Source organism: Streptomyces sp. MB09-01 (genome assembly GCF_033794505.1).
Taxonomy (GTDB): Bacteria; Actinomycetota; Actinomycetes; order Streptomycetales; family Streptomycetaceae; genus Streptomyces.
Genome location: NZ_JARAYQ010000007.1, coordinates 42792 through 60803 on the forward strand (window position 1 = coordinate 42792; position 18012 = coordinate 60803).

Sequence of the window (18012 nt, forward strand, 5' to 3'; positions counted from 1 at the left end):
CGATCTTGGCGGGATATTGCGTACTCGCCGGTAATGTCACCCGTTAGGCTGTTCACCTGCATATTTACAGGGGGATGGGATGGACGGGGCGGACACGGATCAGGTACTCGCGTCGAAGTGGGACATCCCCTTCGCGCTCTTCACCCTCGCCAGGGTGGCCTTCGGGGACCTGCCCCTCTGGGCCAAGGCCACCGTTTTCGGACTCCTGGGTTCCGGCGCCGTGTGGACGGGGATCAGCTGGCTCCGCGGGCGCCGCAGCCGGGTCCGCTGACCGGCCGGGCGTCCGATAGCTGGACCGGGGCCCGGGAAACCGCTCCGGACATGGGAGGATTCGGGTGAGGCGGGTCCGGGCCGCGCACCCCGATCGCGCCGTCGCTGTACCAGGCGCGAGCATGAGGAGCATCGTTGAGCAGGTTGCGTTGGCTGACCGCCGGGGAGTCGCACGGACCGGCACTGGTAGCGACGCTGGAGGGCCTTCCCGCCGGCGTCCCGGTCACCACCGAGCTGGTGGCCGACCACCTGGCCCGGCGCCGGCTCGGCTATGGCCGCGGTGCCCGGATGAAGTTCGAGCAGGACGAGATCACCTTCCTGGGCGGCGTCCGGCACGGGCTGTCGCTCGGTTCCCCCGTGGCCGTCATGGTCGGCAACAGCGAATGGCCGAAGTGGGAGACGGTCATGTCGGCCGACCCGGTGGACCCCTCGCTGCTCAAGGACACCGGCCGCAACGCGCCGCTCACCCGCCCGCGGCCCGGCCACGCCGACCTCGCGGGCATGCAGAAGTACGGCTTCGACGAGGCCCGGCCGATCCTGGAGCGCGCCAGCGCCCGTGAGACCGCCGCCCGCGTCGCCCTCGGCGCGATCGCCCGCTCCTTCATCAAGGAGGTCGCCGGCATCGAGATCGTCTCGCACGTGGTGGAACTGGCCGCCGCCAAGGCCCCGTACGGCGTCTACCCGACCCCGGCCGACGTCGACAAGCTCGACGCCGACCCGGTGCGCTGCCTCGACGCCGACGCGAGCAAGGCGATGGTCGCGGAGATCGACCAGGCCCACAAGGACGGCGACACCCTCGGCGGCGTCGTCGAGGTGCTGGCGTACGGCGTCCCCGTCGGCCTCGGCTCGCACGTCCACTGGGACCGCCGCCTCGACGCGCGCCTGGCCGGCGCCCTCATGGGCATCCAGGCCATCAAGGGCGTGGAGGTCGGCGACGGCTTCGAGCTCGCCCGCGTGCCCGGCTCGAAGGCGCACGACGAGATCGTCTCCACCCCCGAGGGCATCAAGCGCACCTCCGGCCGTGCCGGCGGCACCGAGGGCGGTCTGACCACCGGCGAGCTGCTGCGCGTACGGGCCGCGATGAAGCCCATCGCGACCGTCCCGCGCGCACTCGCGACCGTGGACGTGGCGACCGGAGAGGCGACGGTGGCCCACCACCAGCGCTCCGACGTGTGTGCCGTCCCGGCCGCCGGCATCGTGGCCGAGGCCATGGTCGCCCTCGTGCTGGCCGACGCGGTCGTCGAGAAGTTCGGCGGCGACTCGGTCCCCGAGACCCGGCGCAACGTGCAGTCCTACCTCGACCACCTGCAGATCCGGTGACGCGCGGACCGCTGGTCGTCCTCGTCGGCCCCATGGGGTCCGGCAAGTCCACGGTGGGGGCGCTGCTCGCCGAGCGGCTCGGCGTCCCCTACCGGGACACCGACGCGGACATCGTCGCGGCCCAGGGCCGGGAGATCTCCGACCTCTTCGTCGACGAGGGCGAGCCGTACTTCCGTGAGCTGGAGCGGCAGGCGGTCGCCGCCGCCGTCGCCGAGCACACCGGAGTCCTCGCCCTCGGCGGCGGCGCCGTCCTCGACGAGGGCACGCGCACGCTGCTCAGCGGCCTGCCCGTCGCCTACCTGTCGATGGACGTGGAGGAAGCCGTACGGCGCGTGGGCCTCGGCGCCGCGCGCCCGCTGCTCGCCGTCAACCCGCGCCGCCAGTGGCGCGAGCTGATGGACGCCCGGCGCCCCCTGTACACCGAAGTCGCGCGCGTCGTGGTGGCCACCGACGACCGCACCCCCGAAGAGGTCGCCCAGGCGGTCCTCGACGCTCTGGAGTTGAAGGACGTATGACAGACCAGGTGACGCGGATCCAGGTCGGCGCGAGCGCCGGACACGACGCGTACGACGTGCTCGTCGGGCGGCAGCTCCTCGGCGAGCTCGGCTCCCTGATCGGTACGAAGGCCCGGCGGGTCGCCGTGATCCACCCCGAGGCGCTCGCCTCGACCGGTGAGGCGCTGCGCGACGACCTCGCCGAACAGGGCTACGAGGCGATCGCCGTCCAGGTGCCGAACGCCGAAGAGGCCAAGACCATCGAGGTCGCCGCCTACTGCTGGAAGGCCCTCGGCCAGTCCGGCTTCACCCGCACCGACGTGATCGTCGGCGTCGGCGGCGGAGCCACCACCGACCTCGCGGGCTTCGTCGCGGCCGGCTGGCTGCGCGGGGTGCGCTGGGTCGCCGTACCGACCACCGTCCTCGCGATGGTGGACGCGGCCGTCGGCGGCAAGACCGGCATCAACACCGCCGAGGGCAAGAACCTGGTGGGCGCCTTCCACCCGCCGGCCGGTGTGCTGTGCGACCTCGCGGCGCTGGACTCGCTGCCGGTCAACGACTACGTCAGCGGCCTCGCCGAGATCATCAAGGCCGGATTCATCTCCGACCCGAAGATCCTCGACCTGATCGAGGAGGACCCGCAGGCGGCCCGCACGCCCGAGGGCCCGCACACGGCCGAGCTCATCGTGCGCTCCATCCAGGTCAAGGCCGACGTGGTCTCCAGCGACCTCAAGGAGTCGGGGCTGCGCGAGATCCTCAACTACGGCCACACCCTCGCGCACGCCATCGAGAAGAACGAGCGCTACAAGTGGCGGCACGGCGCGGCCGTCTCGGTCGGCATGGTCTTCGCCGCCGAACTCGGCCGGCTCGCGGGCCGGCTCGACGACGCGACCGCCGACCGGCACAAGGAGATCCTCGCCGCCGTCGGGCTGCCGCTCACCTACCGCGGCGACCAGTGGCCCAAGCTGCTCCAGACCATGCAGGTCGACAAGAAGTCCCGCGGCAACCTGCTGCGCTTCATCGTCCTCGACGGACTGGCCAAGCCGACCGTCCTGGAGGGCCCCGACCCTGCGCACCTGATCGCCGCCTACGGCGAGGTGTCGGCGTGAGCCGCCGGGTGCTCGTGCTGAACGGCCCGAACCTGGGCCGGCTCGGCTCGCGCGAGCCCGACGTGTACGGTGCCACCTCGTACACCGGACTGGTCGAGAGCTGCCGCACGCTGGGCGAGGAGCTCGGCTTCGACGTCGAGGTCCGGGAGACCAACGACGAGGGCGAGATCGTACGCTGGCTGCACGAGGCGGCGGACGGGAAGATCCCCGTGGTCATCAACCCGGGGGCCTTCACCCACTACTCGTACGCCATGCGGGACGCGGCCGCGCAGCGCACGGCGCCGCTGATCGAGGTGCACATCTCGAACCCGTACGCCCGCGAGGAGTTCCGGCACACCTCGGTCATCGCGGCCGTGGCGACCGGCACGGTGGCGGGCTTCGGCATCGGTTCGTACCGGCTTGCGCTGCGCGCACTGGCGGACGAGATCTCCACCTGACACTCTGCCTGGCGGTGCTGGTGGACGCTCTGACCTCCGCGGTCATATAACGTTCTCGCATCAGTCGCCGGAACGAGACGGAGTGGCAGCGGATGCACCAAGGAGTGGGGGGCGGGGGAGCGGGCTGGGGACAGCCGGGCCCGCACCCGGCGGCGCCCCCGCAGCCGCACATACCCCCGGCGCAGGGCTGGCCGGGCACGCCCCAGCCGCAGCCCGGGCACCAGCCCCCGCCGCCCCCGCACCCGGTGCCACCCGTGCCGGAGGCCACCGGACACATCCCGCTGCCGCCCGCGGTGGCGGGTACCGGAGCGGCCGTGCTCGCCGTGCTGCTGATCGGCCCGGCCGGCGCGGGGAAGACCACCGTCGCCCGGCACTGGGCCGGCACCCGGCCCGTGCCGACGGCCCACATCAGCCTGGACGACGTCCGGGAGTGGGTGTGCTCGGGCTTCGCGGACCCGCAGGCGGGCTGGAACGAGCACTCCGAGGCCCAGTACCGGCTGGCCCGCCGCACCTGCGGCTTCGCGGCCCGCAACTACCTGGCGAACGGGATCTCCTGCATCCTGGACGACGCCGTCTTCCCCGACCGGCCCGTCGTCGGGCTGGGCGGCTGGAAGAGGCACGTGGGCCCCACGCTGCTGCCGGTGGTGCTGCTGCCCGGCCTGGAGATCGTCCTGGAGCGGAACGCGCACCGCTCCGGCAACCGCCGGCTCTCCGACGAGGAGGTCGCGCGTATCCACGGCCGGATGGCCGGCTGGTACGGCTCCGGCCTGCCCATCATCGACAACTCCCACCTCGACGTCGAAGGCACGGCGCGCGCCCTCGACGAGGTGCTGGCCCGGGCCCTGACAGGGCAGTAGACGCGGGCGGCCCCGCCCCGTCCGGACGCGCTCCCCAGGCCGGATCCGCCGGGCGCTCGTACGCTCGAAGACATGTCAGACGTGTACGCCGCCCGCCGGGGCCTGCTTCGCGACCGATGCGCCGCCGCGGGGAACGCCGCCGCACTGATCACGCGTCCGGCGAACGTCCGCTACCTCTCCGGGGCCTCCCCGCTCGGCGCCGTACTGCTGGTCGGGCCCACCGAAGACCTGATGTTCTGCGCCGGCGCACCCACCGGCGAGGTGGACGAGGGACGCCTCGACGAGCACCTGAGGGTCTCCGTCCTGGGGAACCCGGGCGCCGACCCGGCCGTCGCGGCCGCCGACATGGCCGCCGGCGTACGGGCCGACTCGCTCGCGGTGGAGGAACACCACCTCACCGTCGGCCGGCACCGGGCCCTGCGCTCCGTGGCGCCCAAGCTGCGCCTCGCCGACCTCGGGACCGCGGTGGAGCAGCAGCGCCTCGTCAAGGACGAGGAGGAGATCGCCTGCCTGCGGATCGCCGCCGAGATCGCCGACCAGGCCCTCGGCGAGCTGCTGGAATCCATCCTCGTGGGGCGCACCGAACGGCACCTCGCCCTGGAGCTTGAGCGGCGGCTCGTCGACCACGGTGCGGACGGTCCCGCCTTCCCGACCTCCGTCGGCACCGGACCGCACTCGGGCCTCTCCCGGCACCGGCCCTCCGACCGCCGGGTGGAGGAGGGCGACTTCCTCTCGGTCTGCCTCGGCGCCAACTACCGCGGCTACCGGTGCGAGATCGGCCGGACCTTCGTGATCGGAACGAGCCCCGCGGACTGGCAGATCGCGCTGTACGACGTCGTGTTCACCGCCCAGCGTGCCGGCCGTGAGGCCCTGCTGCCCGGTGCGGCGTACCGGGACGTGGACCATGCCGCACGCTCCGTCCTGGACTCCGCGGGCCACTCGGAAGCCATCGCGCCGTGGACCGGACACGGCGTGGGCCTCGAAATCGACGAGGACCCGCAGCTTGCACCTACGGCAATGGGTAAACTGGACGCTTGCGTGCCGGTCACCGTCGAACCGGGGGTTCACCTCCCGGGCCGGGGAGGTGTCCGGATCGATGACACGCTCGTCGTGCGCCCCGAGGCGGACGGCGGTCCCGAGCTACTCACCATTACGACCAAGGAGCTGCTCGCGCTCTAGCCCGCTCCGCCGGGCTGTGCGCGCACCCGTGGTCTTCCAGTGCAGGAGATTCCGCAACCGTGGCTTCCACGAACGACCTCAAGAACGGCATGGTGCTGAAGCTCGACGGGGGCCAGCTCTGGTCCGTCGTCGAGTTCCAGCACGTCAAGCCCGGCAAGGGCCCGGCCTTCGTGCGCACCAAGCTCAAGAACGTGCTCTCGGGCAAGGTCGTCGACAAGACCTTCAACGCCGGCGTCAAGGTCGACACGGCCACCATCGACCGCCGCGACATGCAGTTCTCGTACATGGACGGCGACTACTTCGTCTTCATGGACATGGACACCTACGACCAGCTGATGGTCGACCGCAAGGCCGTCGGCGACGCCGCCAACTTCCTGATCGAGGGCTTCACCGCCTCCGTCGCCCAGCACGAGGGCGAGGTGCTCTACGTCGAGCTCCCGGCCGCGGTCGAGCTCAAGATCCAGCACACCGACCCGGGCGTCCAGGGTGACCGCTCCACCGGCGGCACCAAGCCCGCCACGCTGGAGACCGGCTACGAGATCCAGGTCCCGCTCTTCATCACCACCGGCGAGACGGTCAAGGTCGACACCCGCACCAGCGACTACCTCGGCCGGAAGAGCAACTAACCCGTGGCTGCTCGGAGCAATGCGCGCAAGCGCGCCTTCCAGATCCTTTTCGAGGCAGACCAGCGCGACGTGCCCGTGCGCGAGGTCCTCGCGGACTGGATCCGCCACTCGCGGTCGGACGACCGGCAGCCGCCGGTCAGCGCCTTCACGATGGATCTCGTCGAGGGGTACGCCGACAAGGTGAACCGCATCGACGACCTGATCGTCACCTACGCCGTGGACTGGGAGCTCGACCGCATGCCGGTCGCGGACCGGAACATCCTGCGGCTCGGTGCCTACGAGCTGATCTGGGTGGATGACACCCCGGACGCCGTGGCCATCGACGAGGCCGTCCAGCTGGCCAAGGAGTTCTCGACGGACGAGTCGCCCTCGTTCGTGAACGGGCTGCTGGCCCGGTTCAAGGACCTGAAGCCGAGCCTGCGCCGCGAGTAGCCTCCGGCGGTTCGGCACAAGCGGAGGGGCCGCAGCGCATGCGCTGCGGCCCCTCCGCTTTTCAAGAACAAAAGAAAACCGGCGGGTGCCGGGAACCCTCTCGGGTTCCCGGCACCCGCCGGTAACGTTTCTGCTGGTCCTGAACCGGGGACTAGATGTCCTCGTGGGCCACCGCACGGCGCGCGTCCGCGTCCAGCACGCCCCAGCTGATCAGCTGCTCGGTCAGGACCGAGGGGGACTGGTCGTAGATGACGGCCAGGGTGCGCAGGTCGTCCTGGCGGATCGACAGCACCTTGCCGTTGTAGTCGCCGCGCTGGCTCTGGATCGTGGCCGCGTAACGCTGCAGCGGGCCGGCCTTCTCGGCGGGAACGCCCGCCAGGCGCTCCAGGTCGAGGCGCAGCTTCGGCGGCGGCTCGGCAGCCCCGCCGGGAGTCGTGCCGGGCAGCAGTTCCTGCACCGGAACCCCGTAGAAGTCCGCCAGCTCGGCAAGGCGCTGGACGGTCACGGCGCGGTCCCCGCGCTCGTAGGACCCGACCACCACGGCCTTCCACCGGCCCTGGGACTTCTCCTCGACACCGTGGAGGGAAAGGCCCTGCTGGGTGCGGATGGCGCGGAGCTTGGCCCCGAGCTGTTTGGCGTATTCGCTGGACATAACGCTCCCGGACGCTGTGACGCTGTGACGACATGGACGCTGTGACGACATTGACCACGTGCGGCTCCGCCGCGCGGCTGGTAACTCACTGTGAGGTTACGCAGCGTTACTTGGATGCGTCAAGCCGAATGGTCTTCGCCGCCCCCTCAAGAGGGGCCCCAGCAGCCCCGTGAGAGCCCCTCCGCACCAGGCCGGTGCCCGACGACCGGCCGCACCCTGGTACCGTGGGACGCGTACATCAGACGTCCTTTAAGGTCCGTCCCGTGAGGCGGAGAAGGAGGTCCTTTTCATGGACACCCAGCAGCACTCGGATTCAGATTCCATGCGCCCCGTTCTCGAGGCGCAGGACATCGCGCGGGTCCTGACCCGCATCGCCCACGAGATCGTCGAACGCGCCAAGGGCGCCGACGACGTGGTGCTCCTCGGCATTCCCACCCGCGGTGTGTACCTCGCCCGCCGGCTGGCCGCCAAGCTCGAAGAGATCACCGGCACGAAGATCCCGGTCGGCTCCCTCGACATCACCATGTACCGCGACGACCTGCGGATGAAGCCCGCCCGCGCGATCGGCCGCACCGAGATCCCCGGCGACGACCTCGACGGCCGCCTCGTCGTCCTCGTCGACGACGTGCTCTTCTCCGGCCGCACCATCCGCGCCGCGCTCGACGCCCTCGGCGACCTCGGCCGCCCGCGCGCCGTGCAGCTCGCCGTCCTCGTCGACCGCGGCCACCGCGAACTGCCGATCCGCGCCGACTACGTCGGCAAGAACCTCCCCACGTCGCTGCGGGAGACCGTCAAGGTCCAGCTCCAGGAGGAGGACGGCCGTGACGCCGTGCTGCTCGGCCAGCGGACCGCCCAGGCAGCAGGGCTGTAGCCCTCACGCGTGACGGGTCCCGAGGGGGTCCGCGCCGCAGCCTGCCCTGCCCGCCCGCACTCTGCCCGTCAGTCCGCCTGCCTGCCCTCCCGACCTACGGAGCCATCCAGATGAAGCGCCACCTCATCTCGGCCGCCGATCTCACGCGCGACGACGCCGTCCTGATCCTCGACACCGCCGAGGAGATGGCCCGCGTCGCGGACCGGCCGATCAAGAAGCTGCCCACCCTGCGCGGTCTCACGGTCGTCAACCTCTTCTTCGAGGACTCGACCCGCACCCGGATCTCCTTCGAGGCGGCCGCCAAGCGGCTCTCCGCCGACGTCATCAACTTCTCCGCCAAGGGTTCCTCCGTTTCCAAGGGCGAATCCCTGAAGGACACCGCGCTGACCCTGGAGGCCATGGGCGCCGACGCGGTCGTCATCCGCCACCACGCCTCCGGCGCGCCCTACCGGCTCGCGACCTCCGGCTGGATCGAATCCGCCGTCGTCAACGCCGGCGACGGCACCCACGAGCACCCCACCCAGGCCCTGCTGGACGCCTTCACCATGCGCCGCCGCCTGGTCGGCCGCGACGCCGGCCTCGGCAAGGACCTGAACGGCCGCCGGATCACCATCGTCGGCGACGTCCTGCACAGCCGCGTGGCCCGCTCCAACGTCCACCTGCTGCACACCCTCGGCGCCGAGGTCACCCTGGTGGCCCCGCCGACGCTCGTTCCGATCGGCGTCGAGACCTGGCCGTGCGAGGTCTCGTACAGCCTCGACGACGTGCTGCCGAAGTCGGATGCGGTGATGATGCTGCGTGTGCAGCGCGAACGCATGAACGCCGCCTTCTTCCCGACCGAGCGCGAGTACTCCCGCCGGTACGGGCTCGACGGCGACCGCATGGCGAAGATGCCCGAGCACGCCATCGTGATGCACCCCGGCCCGATGAACCGCGGCATGGAGATCACCGCCCAGGTCGCCGACTCCGACCGCTGCACGGCCGTCGAGCAGGTCGCCAACGGCGTCTCCACCCGGATGGCCGTCCTGTACCTGCTGCTCGGAGGCTCCGAGCCCGCCGTCACCACCACCCCCGCCGCCGCGCGCACCGAGGAGAGCAAGTAACCATGAGCAAGATCCTTATCCGTGGCGCGAAGGTACTCGGCGGCGAGGCGCAGGACGTCCTGATCGACGGCGAGACCATCGCCGAGGTCGGCACCGGCCTGTCCGCCGAGGGCGCGACCGTCATCGAGGCCGAGGGCCAGGTCCTCCTCCCCGGCCTCGTCGACCTGCACACCCACCTGCGCGAGCCCGGCCGCGAGGACTCCGAGACCGTCCTCACCGGCACCCGCGCCGCCGCCTCCGGCGGCTACACCGCGGTCTTCGCGATGGCGAACACCTTCCCGGTCGCCGACACCGCCGGCGTCGTCGAGCAGGTCTGGCGCCTGGGCAAGGAGTCCGGCTACTGCGACGTGCAGCCCATCGGCGCCGTCACCGTCGGCCTGGAGGGCAAGCAGCTCTCCGAGCTGGGCGCCATGCACGACTCCGCCGCCCGCGTCACCGTCTTCTCCGACGACGGCAAGTGCGTGGACGACGCCGTGATCATGCGCCGCGCCCTGGAGTACGTGAAGGCCTTCGGCGGCGTCGTCGCCCAGCACGCCCAGGAGCCCCGCCTCACCGAGGGCGCCCAGATGAACGAGGGCATCGTCTCCGCGGAGCTCGGACTGGGCGGCTGGCCGGCCGTCGCCGAGGAGTCGATCATCGCCCGCGACGTCCTCCTCGCCGAGCACGTCGGCTCCCGCGTCCACATCTGCCACCTCTCCACCGCCGGCTCCGTCGAGATCGTCCGCTGGGCCAAGTCCCGCGGCATCGACGTCACCGCCGAGGTCACCCCGCACCACCTCCTCCTCACCGAGGAGCTCGTGCGCTCGTACAACGCGGTCTACAAGGTCAACCCGCCGCTGCGCACCGAGCGCGACGTGCTGGCCCTGCGCGAGGCGCTCGCCGACGGCACGATCGACATCGTCGCCACCGACCACGCCCCGCACCCGCACGAGGACAAGGACTGCGAGTGGGCCGCCGCCGCCATGGGCATGGTCGGCCTGGAGACCGCGCTCTCCGTCGTCCAGCAGACGATGGTGGAGACCGGACTGCTCGACTGGGCCGGCGTCGCGGAGCGGATGTCCTTCGCTCCGGCGCGCATCGGCAGCCTGGAGAACCACGGCCGTCCCGTCTCGGCAGGTGAACCCGCGAACCTGACCTTGGTCGATACCTCGTACCGTGGTGTCGTGGACCCCGCACACTTCGCCTCCCGCAGCCGCAACACGCCTTACGAGGGCCGTGAGCTGCCGGGGCGCGTCACTCACACCTTCCTGCGGGGCCGGGCAACGGTCGTGGACGGGAAACTGGCGTGACACCTGCAGTAATCCAACTGGCCGCCGAGGCCGCCGAACGACAGTCGGCGGAGGTGACCAGCGTCGGCGCCCGCATCGCGTGGGTGATCGGCCTGATCGTCTTCATCGCGTTCGTGTACTGGCTGATGCGGCAGGGCTGGAAATGGCGCGGCGCCCTGCAGAACGATCTGCCGGAGCTGCCCGCCGCCCCCGACGGTCTTCCCGAGCACCGGCTGGCCCTGACCGGCCGGTACCACGGGTCCACCACCGCCGGGCAGTGGCTCGACCGGATCGTCGCCCACGGTCTGGGCCTGCGCAGCCGGGTCGAGCTCACGCTCACCGACGCGGGCCTCGACGTGGTCCGACCGGGGGCCAACGACTTCTTCGTACCGGCCGCGCAGCTGCGCGGCGCCCGCCTCGACAAGGGAATCGCGGGCAAGGTACTCACCGAGGGCGGTCTGCTCGTCGTCACCTGGGCGCACGGCGACAAGCTGATCGACTCCGGATTCCGCTCCGACCGGGCGGCCGAACACGCCGCCTGGGTCGAAGCCGTCAATCTCATGAACTCATCCATCACGACGGAAGGCGCCGAACGATGACGACCTCCACCAGGGGAGCAGCCAAAGCTCCCGCCGTACTCGTCCTGGAGGACGGTCGGATCTTCCGCGGCCGTGCCTACGGCGCTGTGGGGGAGACCTTCGGCGAGGCCGTGTTCTCCACCGGCATGACCGGATACCAGGAGACCCTCACCGACCCGTCGTACCACCGGCAGGTCGTCGTGATGACCGCCCCGCACGTGGGCAACACCGGCGTCAACGACGAAGACCCCGAGTCCTCCCGCATCTGGGTGGCCGGCTACGTCGTGCGCGACCCCGCACGCGTCCCCTCCAACTGGCGCTCGCAGCGCTCGCTGGACGAGGAGCTGGTCAAGCAGGGCGTCGTCGGGATCTCCGGCATCGACACCCGCGCCCTGACCCGCCACCTGCGCGAGCGCGGCGCCATGCGCGTCGGCATCTTCTCCGGCGACGCCTGGACGGGCATCCGCGACGAGGCCCTGCTGGCCAAGGTCAAGTCGCAGCCGCAGATGAAGGGCGCGAACCTCTCCGCCGAGGTCGCCACCAAGGAGGCGTACGTCGTCCCCGCGATCGGCGAGAAGCGCTTCACCGTCGCCGCCGTCGACCTCGGCATCAAGGGCATGACCCCGCACCGCATGGCCGAGCGCGGCATCGAGGTGCACGTACTGCCCGCCACCGCCACCGTCGAGGACGTGTACGCGGTCGACCCGGACGGCGTGTTCTTCTCCAACGGCCCGGGCGACCCGGCCACCGCCGACGGCCCCGTCGCCGTCATGCAGGGCGTGCTGGAGCGCAAGACCCCGCTCTTCGGCATCTGCTTCGGCAACCAGATCCTGGGCCGCGCGCTCGGCTTCGGCACCTACAAGCTGAAGTACGGCCACCGCGGCATCAACCAGCCGGTGCAGGACCGCACCACCGGCAAGGTCGAGGTCACCGCGCACAACCACGGCTTCGCCGTCGACGCGCCCCTCGACAAGGTCTCGGAGACCGCCTACGGCCGCGCCGAGGTCTCCCACGTCTGCCTGAACGACCAGGTCGTCGAAGGCCTCCAGCTGCTCGACCAGCCGGCCTTCTCCGTCCAGTACCACCCCGAGGCGGCTGCCGGCCCGCACGACGCCGCGTACCTCTTCGACCGCTTCGTATCCCTGATGGAGGCCGAGCGTGCCTAAGCGCACCGATATCCAGTCCGTCCTGGTCATCGGCTCCGGCCCGATCGTCATCGGACAGGCCGCCGAGTTCGACTACTCCGGCACCCAGGCCTGCCGCATCCTCAAGGCCGAGGGCCTGCGGGTCATCCTGGTCAACTCCAACCCCGCGACGATCATGACCGACCCGGAGATCGCCGACGCCACGTACGTCGAGCCGATCACCCCCGAGTTCGTCGAGAAGATCATCGCGAAGGAGCGCCCCGACGCGCTGCTCCCCACCCTCGGCGGCCAGACCGCGCTCAACACCGCGATCTCCATGCACGAGCAGGGCGTGCTGGAGAAGTACGGCGTCGAGCTCATCGGCGCCAACGTCGAGGCCATCAACAAGGGCGAGGACCGCGACCTCTTCAAGGGCGTCGTCGAGGCCGTCAAGGCCAAGATCGGGTACGGCGAGTCCGCCCGCTCGGTCATCTGCCACTCGATGGACGACGTCCTCAAGGGCGTCGAGACCCTCGGCGGCTACCCCGTCGTCGTGCGCCCCTCCTTCACCATGGGCGGCGCCGGCTCCGGCTTCGCCCACGACGAGAACGAGCTGCGCCGCATCGCCGGCCAGGGCCTCACGCTCTCCCCGACCACCGAGGTGCTCCTGGAGGAGTCCATCCTCGGCTGGAAGGAGTACGAGCTGGAGCTGATGCGCGACACCAAGGACAACGTGGTCGTCGTCTGCTCCATCGAGAACTTCGACCCGATGGGCGTCCACACCGGTGACTCGATCACCGTCGCCCCGGCGATGACGCTGACCGACCGCGAGTACCAGCGGCTGCGCGACATCGGCATCGCGATCATCCGCGAGGTCGGCGTCGACACCGGCGGCTGCAACATCCAGTTCGCGATCGACCCGGCCGACGGCCGCGTCATCGTCATCGAGATGAACCCGCGCGTCTCGCGCTCCTCGGCGCTCGCCTCCAAGGCCACCGGCTTCCCGATCGCCAAGATCGCCGCCAAGCTGGCCATCGGCTACACGCTCGACGAGGTCCCCAACGACATCACCGAGAAGACGCCGGCCTCCTTCGAGCCGTCCCTCGACTACGTCGTCGTCAAGGCCCCGCGCTTCGCCTTCGAGAAGTTCCCGCTCGCCGACGCCACCCTCACCACCACCATGAAGTCGGTCGGCGAGGCCATGGCCATCGGCCGCAACTTCACCGAGGCGCTCCAGAAGGCCCTGCGCTCCCTGGAGAAGAAGGGCTCGCAGTTCACCTTCGTCGGCGACCCGGGTGACAAGGACGAGCTGCTGCGCACCGCGGTCCGCCCGACCGACGGCCGCATCAACACCGTCATGCAGGCCATCCGCGCCGGCGCCACCCAGGAGGAGGTCTTCGAGTTCACGAAGATCGACCCCTGGTTCGTCGACCAGCTCTTCCTCATCAAGGAGATCGCGGACGAGCTGACGGCGGCCGACAAGCTCTACCCCGAGCTGCTCGCCGAAGCCAAGCGCCACGGCTTCTCCGACGCCCAGATCGCCGAGATCCGCGGCCTGCGCGAGGACGTCGTCCGCGAGGTCCGGCACGCCCTCGGCGTCCGCCCGGTCTACAAGACGGTCGACACCTGCGCCGCCGAGTTCGCGGCGAAGACCCCGTACTTCTACTCCTCGTACGACGAGGAGTCCGAGGTCGCCCCGCGCACCAAGCCCGCGGTCATCATCCTGGGCTCCGGCCCGAACCGCATCGGCCAGGGCATCGAGTTCGACTACTCCTGCGTGCACGCCTCCTTCGCGCTCAGCGACGCCGGCTTCGAGACCGTGATGGTCAACTGCAACCCGGAGACCGTCTCCACGGACTACGACACCTCCGACCGCCTGTACTTCGAGCCGCTGACGCTCGAGGACGTGCTGGAGATCGTCCACGCCGAGTCGCTGGCCGGCCCCATCGCAGGCGTCATCGTCCAGCTCGGCGGCCAGACCCCCCTGGGTCTCGCCCAGGCGCTCAAGGACAACGGCGTGCCCGTCGTCGGCACCTCGCCCGAGGCCATCCACGCCGCCGAGGACCGCGGCGCGTTCGGCCAGGTCCTCGCCGAGGCCGGCCTGCCGGCCCCCAAGCACGGCACCGCCACCACCTTCACGGGTGCGAAGGCCATCGCCGACGAGATCGGCTACCCGGTCCTCGTCCGCCCGTCCTACGTGCTCGGCGGCCGCGGCATGGAGATCGTCTACGACGAGGCCCGCCTGGAGTCGTACATCGCCGAGTCCACGGAGATCTCCCCGACCCGCCCCGTGCTGGTCGACCGCTTCCTCGACGACGCGATCGAGATCGACGTCGACGCCCTCTACGACGGCCACGAGCTCTACCTCGGCGGCGTCATGGAGCACATCGAGGAAGCCGGCATCCACTCCGGCGACTCGGCCTGCGCGCTGCCCCCGATCACCCTCGGCGGCTACGACATCAAGCGCCTGCGCGCCTCCACCGAGGCCATCGCCAAGGGCGTCGGCGTCCGCGGTCTGATCAACATCCAGTTCGCGATGGCGGGTGACATCCTCTACGTCCTGGAGGCCAACCCGCGCGCCTCCCGGACCGTCCCCTTCACCTCGAAGGCGACCGCCGTCCCGCTCGCGAAGGCCGCCGCCCGCATCTCGCTCGGCACCACCATCGCCGAGCTGCGCGAGGAGGGCCTGCTGCCGAAGACCGGCGACGGCGGCACCCTGCCGATCGACGCGCCGATCTCCGTCAAGGAGGCCGTCATGCCGTGGTCGCGCTTCCGCGACATCCACGGCCGCGGCGTGGACACCGTCCTCGGCCCGGAGATGCGGTCCACCGGCGAGGTCATGGGCATCGACGCCGTCTTCGGCACCGCCTACGCCAAGTCGCAGGCCGGCGCCTACGGCCCGCTGCCCACCAAGGGCCGGGCGTTCATCTCCGTCGCCAACCGCGACAAGCGCTCGATGATCTTCCCCGCGCGCGAGCTCGTCGCCCACGGCTTCGAGCTGATGGCCACCTCCGGCACCGCCGAGGTGCTGCGCCGCAACGGCATCAACGCCACCGTGGTGCGCAAGCTCAGCGAGGGCGAGGGCCCGAACGGCGAGAAGACCATCGTCCAGCTGATCCACGACGGCCAGGTCGACCTGATCGTCAACACCCCGTACGGCACCGGCGGCCGTCTCGACGGCTACGAGATCCGCACGGCGGCCGTGGCCCGCAGCGTCCCCTGCCTGACCACGGTCCAGGCACTCGCCGCGGCCGTGCAGGGCATCGACGCGCTCAACCGCGGCGACGTGGGCGTGCGCTCCCTCCAGGAGCACGCGGAGCACCTGACCGCGGCCCGCGACTGATCAGTCCGTACGGCCCGTACAGCCCGGAAACGGGAGGGGGGACACCGGTTTCACGACGGGTGTCCCCCTTTCCATGAGCGCAGAGGGATCCTCTCGACGATGTACGAACTCTTCTTCAACCTGGTCTTCAAGCGGATGGACCCGGAGAAGGCCCACTACACGGCCTTCCGCTGGATCCGGCTCGCGGCCCGCACCCCCGTGCTGCGCACCTTCGTGGCGGCCTACCTCGCCCCCCGCCACAAGGAGCTCCGCACCGAGGCGCTCGGCCTGCGCATGCACGGCCCCTTCGGCCTCGCGGCCGGCTTCGACAAGAACGCCGTGGCCATCGACGGCATGTCGATGCTCGGCTTCGACCACGTCGAGATCGGCACGGTCACCGCCGAGCCGCAGCCCGGCAACCCCAAGAAGCGGCTGTTCCGCCTCGTGCCGGACCGCGCGCTGATCAACCGCATGGGCTTCAACAACGAGGGCTCCGCGGCCGTGGCGGACCGCCTGGCGGCCCGCCGGCCCGTCTTCAAGACGGTCGTCGGCGTCAACATCGGCAAGACGAAGGTCGTGCCGGAGGAGGAGGCGGTGGCGGACTACGTCGCCTCCACCGAGCGGCTCGCCCGCCACGCCGACTACCTCGTCGTGAACGTCTCCTCGCCGAACACCCCCGGCCTGCGCAACCTCCAGGCCACCGAGTCGCTGCGCCCGCTGCTCACGGCCGTACGGGAGGCCGCGGACCGCACCGTGACCGACCGCCGGGTCCCGCTGCTGGTCAAGATCGCCCCCGACCTGGCCGACGAGGACGTCGACGCCGTCGCCGACCTGGCCCTGGAGCTGGGCCTCGACGGCATCATCGCGACGAACACCACGATCGCGCGGGAGGGGCTCGGCCTGAAGTCCTCCCCCTCCCTCGTGAAGGAGACCGGCGGCCTGTCCGGCGCCCCGGTCAAGGAGCGCTCGCTGGAGGTCCTGCGCCGTCTGTACGCCCGTGTGGGGGACCGGCTGGTCCTGGTCGGGGTCGGCGGCATCGAGAACGCCGAGGACGCCTGGCAGCGGATCCTGGCCGGGGCCACGCTGATCCAGGGCTACAGCGCCTTCATCTACGAGGGCCCCTGCTACGCCCGTGCCATCCACAAGGGCCTGGCCGCGCGCCTGGCCGTCAGCCCGTACGCGACGCTCGCCGAAGCAGTGGGCGCCGAGACCCGAAAGGCCGCGAAGTGAGCCCTGTGACCCCGTTCGGCACCCGCCTGCGCCAGGCGATGGACACCCGCGGACCGCTGTGCGTGGGCATCGACCCGCACGCCGAGCTGCTGGCCCGGTGGGGCCTGTCCGACGACATCGCGGGCCTGGAGCGGTTCTCCCGCACCGTCGTGGAGGCGCTCGCGGAGTCGGTGGCGGTCTTCAAGCCGCAGGCGGCCTTCTTCGAGCGGTTCGGCTCCAAGGGCGTGGCCGTCCTGGAGCAGACCGTGGCGGACGCCCGGGCGGCCGGGACCCTGGTCGTCATGGACGCCAAGCGGGGCGACATCGGCTCGACCATGGCCGCGTACGCCTCGGCCTTCCTGGACCCGGCCTCGCCGCTGTTCTCGGACGCGCTGACGGTCTCCCCGTACCTGGGCTACGGCTCCCTGAAGCCCGCGGTGGACCTGGCCCGCGCCTCGGGCGCCGGCCTGTTCGTGCTCGCCCTGACCTCGAACCCGGAGGGCGCGGAGGTCCAGCGGGCCGTCCGGGAGGACGGCCGGACCATCGGCGCGACGATGCTGGCGCACCTGGCGGCGGAGAACGCGGACGCCGCTCCGATGGGATCCTTCGGCGCGGTGGTCGGAGCCACGCTGGGCGACCTGTCCTCCTTCGACCTGGACATCAACGGGCCGCTGCTGGCCCCCGGCATCGGCGCGCAGGGCGCGACGGCGGCGGACCTGCCGGCGGTCTTCGGCAAAGCCGTGCGCAACGTCGTCCCGAACGTGTCCCGGGGCGTCCTGAAGCACGGCCCGGACGTCACGGCGCTGCGCGACTCGGCGCGTCGGTTCGCCGACGAGATCGGCGAGGCCGTCTCCGCGTGATCGCCCGTCCGTGGAGGCCGCCCGCACGTCCTGCGGCGCGGCCTCTCGCACTTCTTGGCGAAACCCGAACGCTCTTCATCGGACAAAACAGAGGTATTTTGTCCGTGATGTACGGTTCAGTGGAGGCTGACCAGGACTTTTCGTCCGTTCTCGCTGACTGGAGCGGTGTTGGCCGCTAGTCTCCGAGCAGAGTGAACGTGCAGCGAACGCGTTTCCATCGCTGTTCGGGAGCTCGCCAGGTGTGGTGCCTTCGGGCTGCCCACCGGTCCGTATCCGACAGTTCGACATCCGAGGTGACGTA

18 protein-coding genes are annotated in these 18012 nt (G+C 71.0%); 17 read left to right on the forward strand and 1 reads right to left on the reverse strand.

Annotation, left to right across the window (positions count from 1 at the left end; all coding sequences use genetic code 11):
* The first annotated feature begins 79 nt into the window (after positions 1–79).
* From PV721_RS02735 to nusB, 9 genes are all read left to right on the forward strand, one after another.
* The gene (locus PV721_RS02735) at positions 80–271 is read left to right on the forward strand and encodes a hypothetical protein (RefSeq protein WP_319721144.1); all 192 of its coding nucleotides are present in this window, start codon (positions 80–82) and stop codon (positions 269–271) included.
* A 134-nt stretch (positions 272–405) separates the two neighbouring features.
* Positions 406–1590, forward strand: a complete 1185-nt coding sequence (gene aroC, locus PV721_RS02740; protein WP_319721145.1) for a chorismate synthase — start codon at positions 406–408, stop codon at positions 1588–1590.
* Complete coding sequence (locus PV721_RS02745; protein WP_319721146.1) at positions 1587–2105, forward strand: shikimate kinase; 519 nt, start codon at positions 1587–1589, stop codon at positions 2103–2105. Before aroC ends, PV721_RS02745 begins: the two co-directional genes overlap by 4 nt.
* Positions 2102–3193: a 3-dehydroquinate synthase gene (gene aroB, locus PV721_RS02750; protein WP_319721148.1), complete on the forward strand. Its 1092-nt coding sequence runs from the start codon at positions 2102–2104 to the stop codon at positions 3191–3193. Before PV721_RS02745 ends, aroB begins: the two co-directional genes overlap by 4 nt.
* Positions 3190–3630 carry a type II 3-dehydroquinate dehydratase gene (gene aroQ, locus PV721_RS02755; RefSeq protein ID WP_319721149.1) on the forward strand — a complete coding sequence of 147 codons (441 nt, stop codon included), beginning with the start codon at positions 3190–3192 and terminating at the stop codon, positions 3628–3630. The genes aroB and aroQ overlap by 4 nt, the downstream gene beginning before the upstream one ends.
* 92 nt (positions 3631–3722) lie before the next feature.
* Complete coding sequence (locus PV721_RS02760) at positions 3723–4487, forward strand: AAA family ATPase (protein WP_319721150.1); 765 nt, start codon at positions 3723–3725, stop codon at positions 4485–4487.
* A 72-nt stretch (positions 4488–4559) separates the two neighbouring features.
* A complete protein-coding gene (locus PV721_RS02765; RefSeq protein WP_319721151.1) occupies positions 4560–5666 on the forward strand; it encodes an aminopeptidase P family protein in 1107 nt (368 codons plus the stop codon).
* Positions 5667–5725: 59 nt separating this feature from the next.
* Complete coding sequence (gene efp / locus PV721_RS02770) at positions 5726–6292, forward strand: elongation factor P (protein ID WP_030706328.1); 567 nt, start codon at positions 5726–5728, stop codon at positions 6290–6292.
* 3 nt (positions 6293–6295) lie between these two features.
* Positions 6296–6724 carry a transcription antitermination factor NusB gene (gene nusB / locus PV721_RS02775; protein WP_319721152.1) on the forward strand — a complete coding sequence of 143 codons (429 nt, stop codon included), beginning with the start codon at positions 6296–6298 and terminating at the stop codon, positions 6722–6724.
* A 151-nt stretch (positions 6725–6875) separates the two neighbouring features.
* Here the strand turns inward: nusB and bldD are convergent, their stop codons facing one another.
* Entirely contained in the window at positions 6876–7376 is a 501-nt protein-coding gene (gene bldD / locus PV721_RS02780) for a transcriptional regulator BldD (RefSeq protein ID WP_007263032.1), read from the reverse strand.
* A 289-nt stretch (positions 7377–7665) separates the two neighbouring features.
* On the opposite strand from bldD, the gene pyrR reads away from it, so the two are divergent.
* The 8 genes from pyrR (at position 7666) to pyrF (ending at position 17711) form a co-directional block, all read left to right on the forward strand.
* Positions 7666–8247 carry a bifunctional pyr operon transcriptional regulator/uracil phosphoribosyltransferase PyrR gene (gene pyrR / locus PV721_RS02785; protein WP_319721153.1) on the forward strand — a complete coding sequence of 194 codons (582 nt, stop codon included), beginning with the start codon at positions 7666–7668 and terminating at the stop codon, positions 8245–8247.
* Positions 8248–8357: 110 nt separating this feature from the next.
* A complete protein-coding gene (locus PV721_RS02790; RefSeq protein ID WP_319721154.1) occupies positions 8358–9350 on the forward strand; it encodes an aspartate carbamoyltransferase catalytic subunit in 993 nt (330 codons plus the stop codon).
* Between the two features lie 2 nt (positions 9351–9352).
* A complete protein-coding gene (locus tag PV721_RS02795) occupies positions 9353–10639 on the forward strand; it encodes a dihydroorotase (protein WP_319721156.1) in 1287 nt (428 codons plus the stop codon).
* Entirely contained in the window at positions 10636–11217 is a 582-nt protein-coding gene (locus PV721_RS02800; protein ID WP_319721157.1) for a hypothetical protein, read from the forward strand. The genes PV721_RS02795 and PV721_RS02800 overlap by 4 nt, the downstream gene beginning before the upstream one ends.
* On the forward strand, positions 11214–12362 hold the full coding sequence (carA, locus tag PV721_RS02805; RefSeq protein WP_319721158.1) for a glutamine-hydrolyzing carbamoyl-phosphate synthase small subunit: 1149 nt from the start codon (positions 11214–11216) through the stop codon (positions 12360–12362). Before PV721_RS02800 ends, carA begins: the two co-directional genes overlap by 4 nt.
* Positions 12355–15663, forward strand: a complete 3309-nt coding sequence (carB, locus tag PV721_RS02810) for a carbamoyl-phosphate synthase large subunit (RefSeq protein WP_319721159.1) — start codon at positions 12355–12357, stop codon at positions 15661–15663. Before carA ends, carB begins: the two co-directional genes overlap by 8 nt.
* Positions 15664–15762: 99 nt before the next feature.
* The gene (locus tag PV721_RS02815) at positions 15763–16872 is read left to right on the forward strand and encodes a quinone-dependent dihydroorotate dehydrogenase (RefSeq protein WP_319721160.1); all 1110 of its coding nucleotides are present in this window, start codon (positions 15763–15765) and stop codon (positions 16870–16872) included.
* Positions 16869–17711: an orotidine-5'-phosphate decarboxylase gene (gene pyrF / locus PV721_RS02820; RefSeq protein ID WP_319721161.1), complete on the forward strand. Its 843-nt coding sequence runs from the start codon at positions 16869–16871 to the stop codon at positions 17709–17711. The genes PV721_RS02815 and pyrF overlap by 4 nt, the downstream gene beginning before the upstream one ends.
* Positions 17712–18012 lie beyond the last annotated feature (301 nt).

Excerpts from the sequence above, each read along its gene's own strand:
- PV721_RS02735 (WP_319721144.1), top strand. The coding sequence starts at position 80 with ATGGACGGGGCGGACACGGATCAGGTACTCGCGTCGAAGTGGGACATC.
- aroB (WP_319721148.1), top strand. The coding sequence starts at position 2,102 with ATGACAGACCAGGTGACGCGGATCCAGGTCGGCGCGAGCGCCGGACAC.
- PV721_RS02760 (WP_319721150.1), top strand. The coding sequence starts at position 3,723 with ATGCACCAAGGAGTGGGGGGCGGGGGAGCGGGCTGGGGACAGCCGGGC.
- PV721_RS02765 (WP_319721151.1), top strand. The coding sequence starts at position 4,560 with ATGTCAGACGTGTACGCCGCCCGCCGGGGCCTGCTTCGCGACCGATGC.
- bldD (WP_007263032.1), bottom strand. The coding sequence starts at position 7,376 with ATGTCCAGCGAATACGCCAAACAGCTCGGGGCCAAGCTCCGCGCCATC.
- pyrR (WP_319721153.1), top strand. The coding sequence starts at position 7,666 with ATGGACACCCAGCAGCACTCGGATTCAGATTCCATGCGCCCCGTTCTC.
- PV721_RS02790 (WP_319721154.1), top strand. The coding sequence starts at position 8,358 with ATGAAGCGCCACCTCATCTCGGCCGCCGATCTCACGCGCGACGACGCC.
- PV721_RS02795 (WP_319721156.1), top strand. The coding sequence starts at position 9,353 with ATGAGCAAGATCCTTATCCGTGGCGCGAAGGTACTCGGCGGCGAGGCG.
- carA (WP_319721158.1), top strand. The coding sequence starts at position 11,214 with ATGACGACCTCCACCAGGGGAGCAGCCAAAGCTCCCGCCGTACTCGTC.
- PV721_RS02815 (WP_319721160.1), top strand. The coding sequence starts at position 15,763 with ATGTACGAACTCTTCTTCAACCTGGTCTTCAAGCGGATGGACCCGGAG.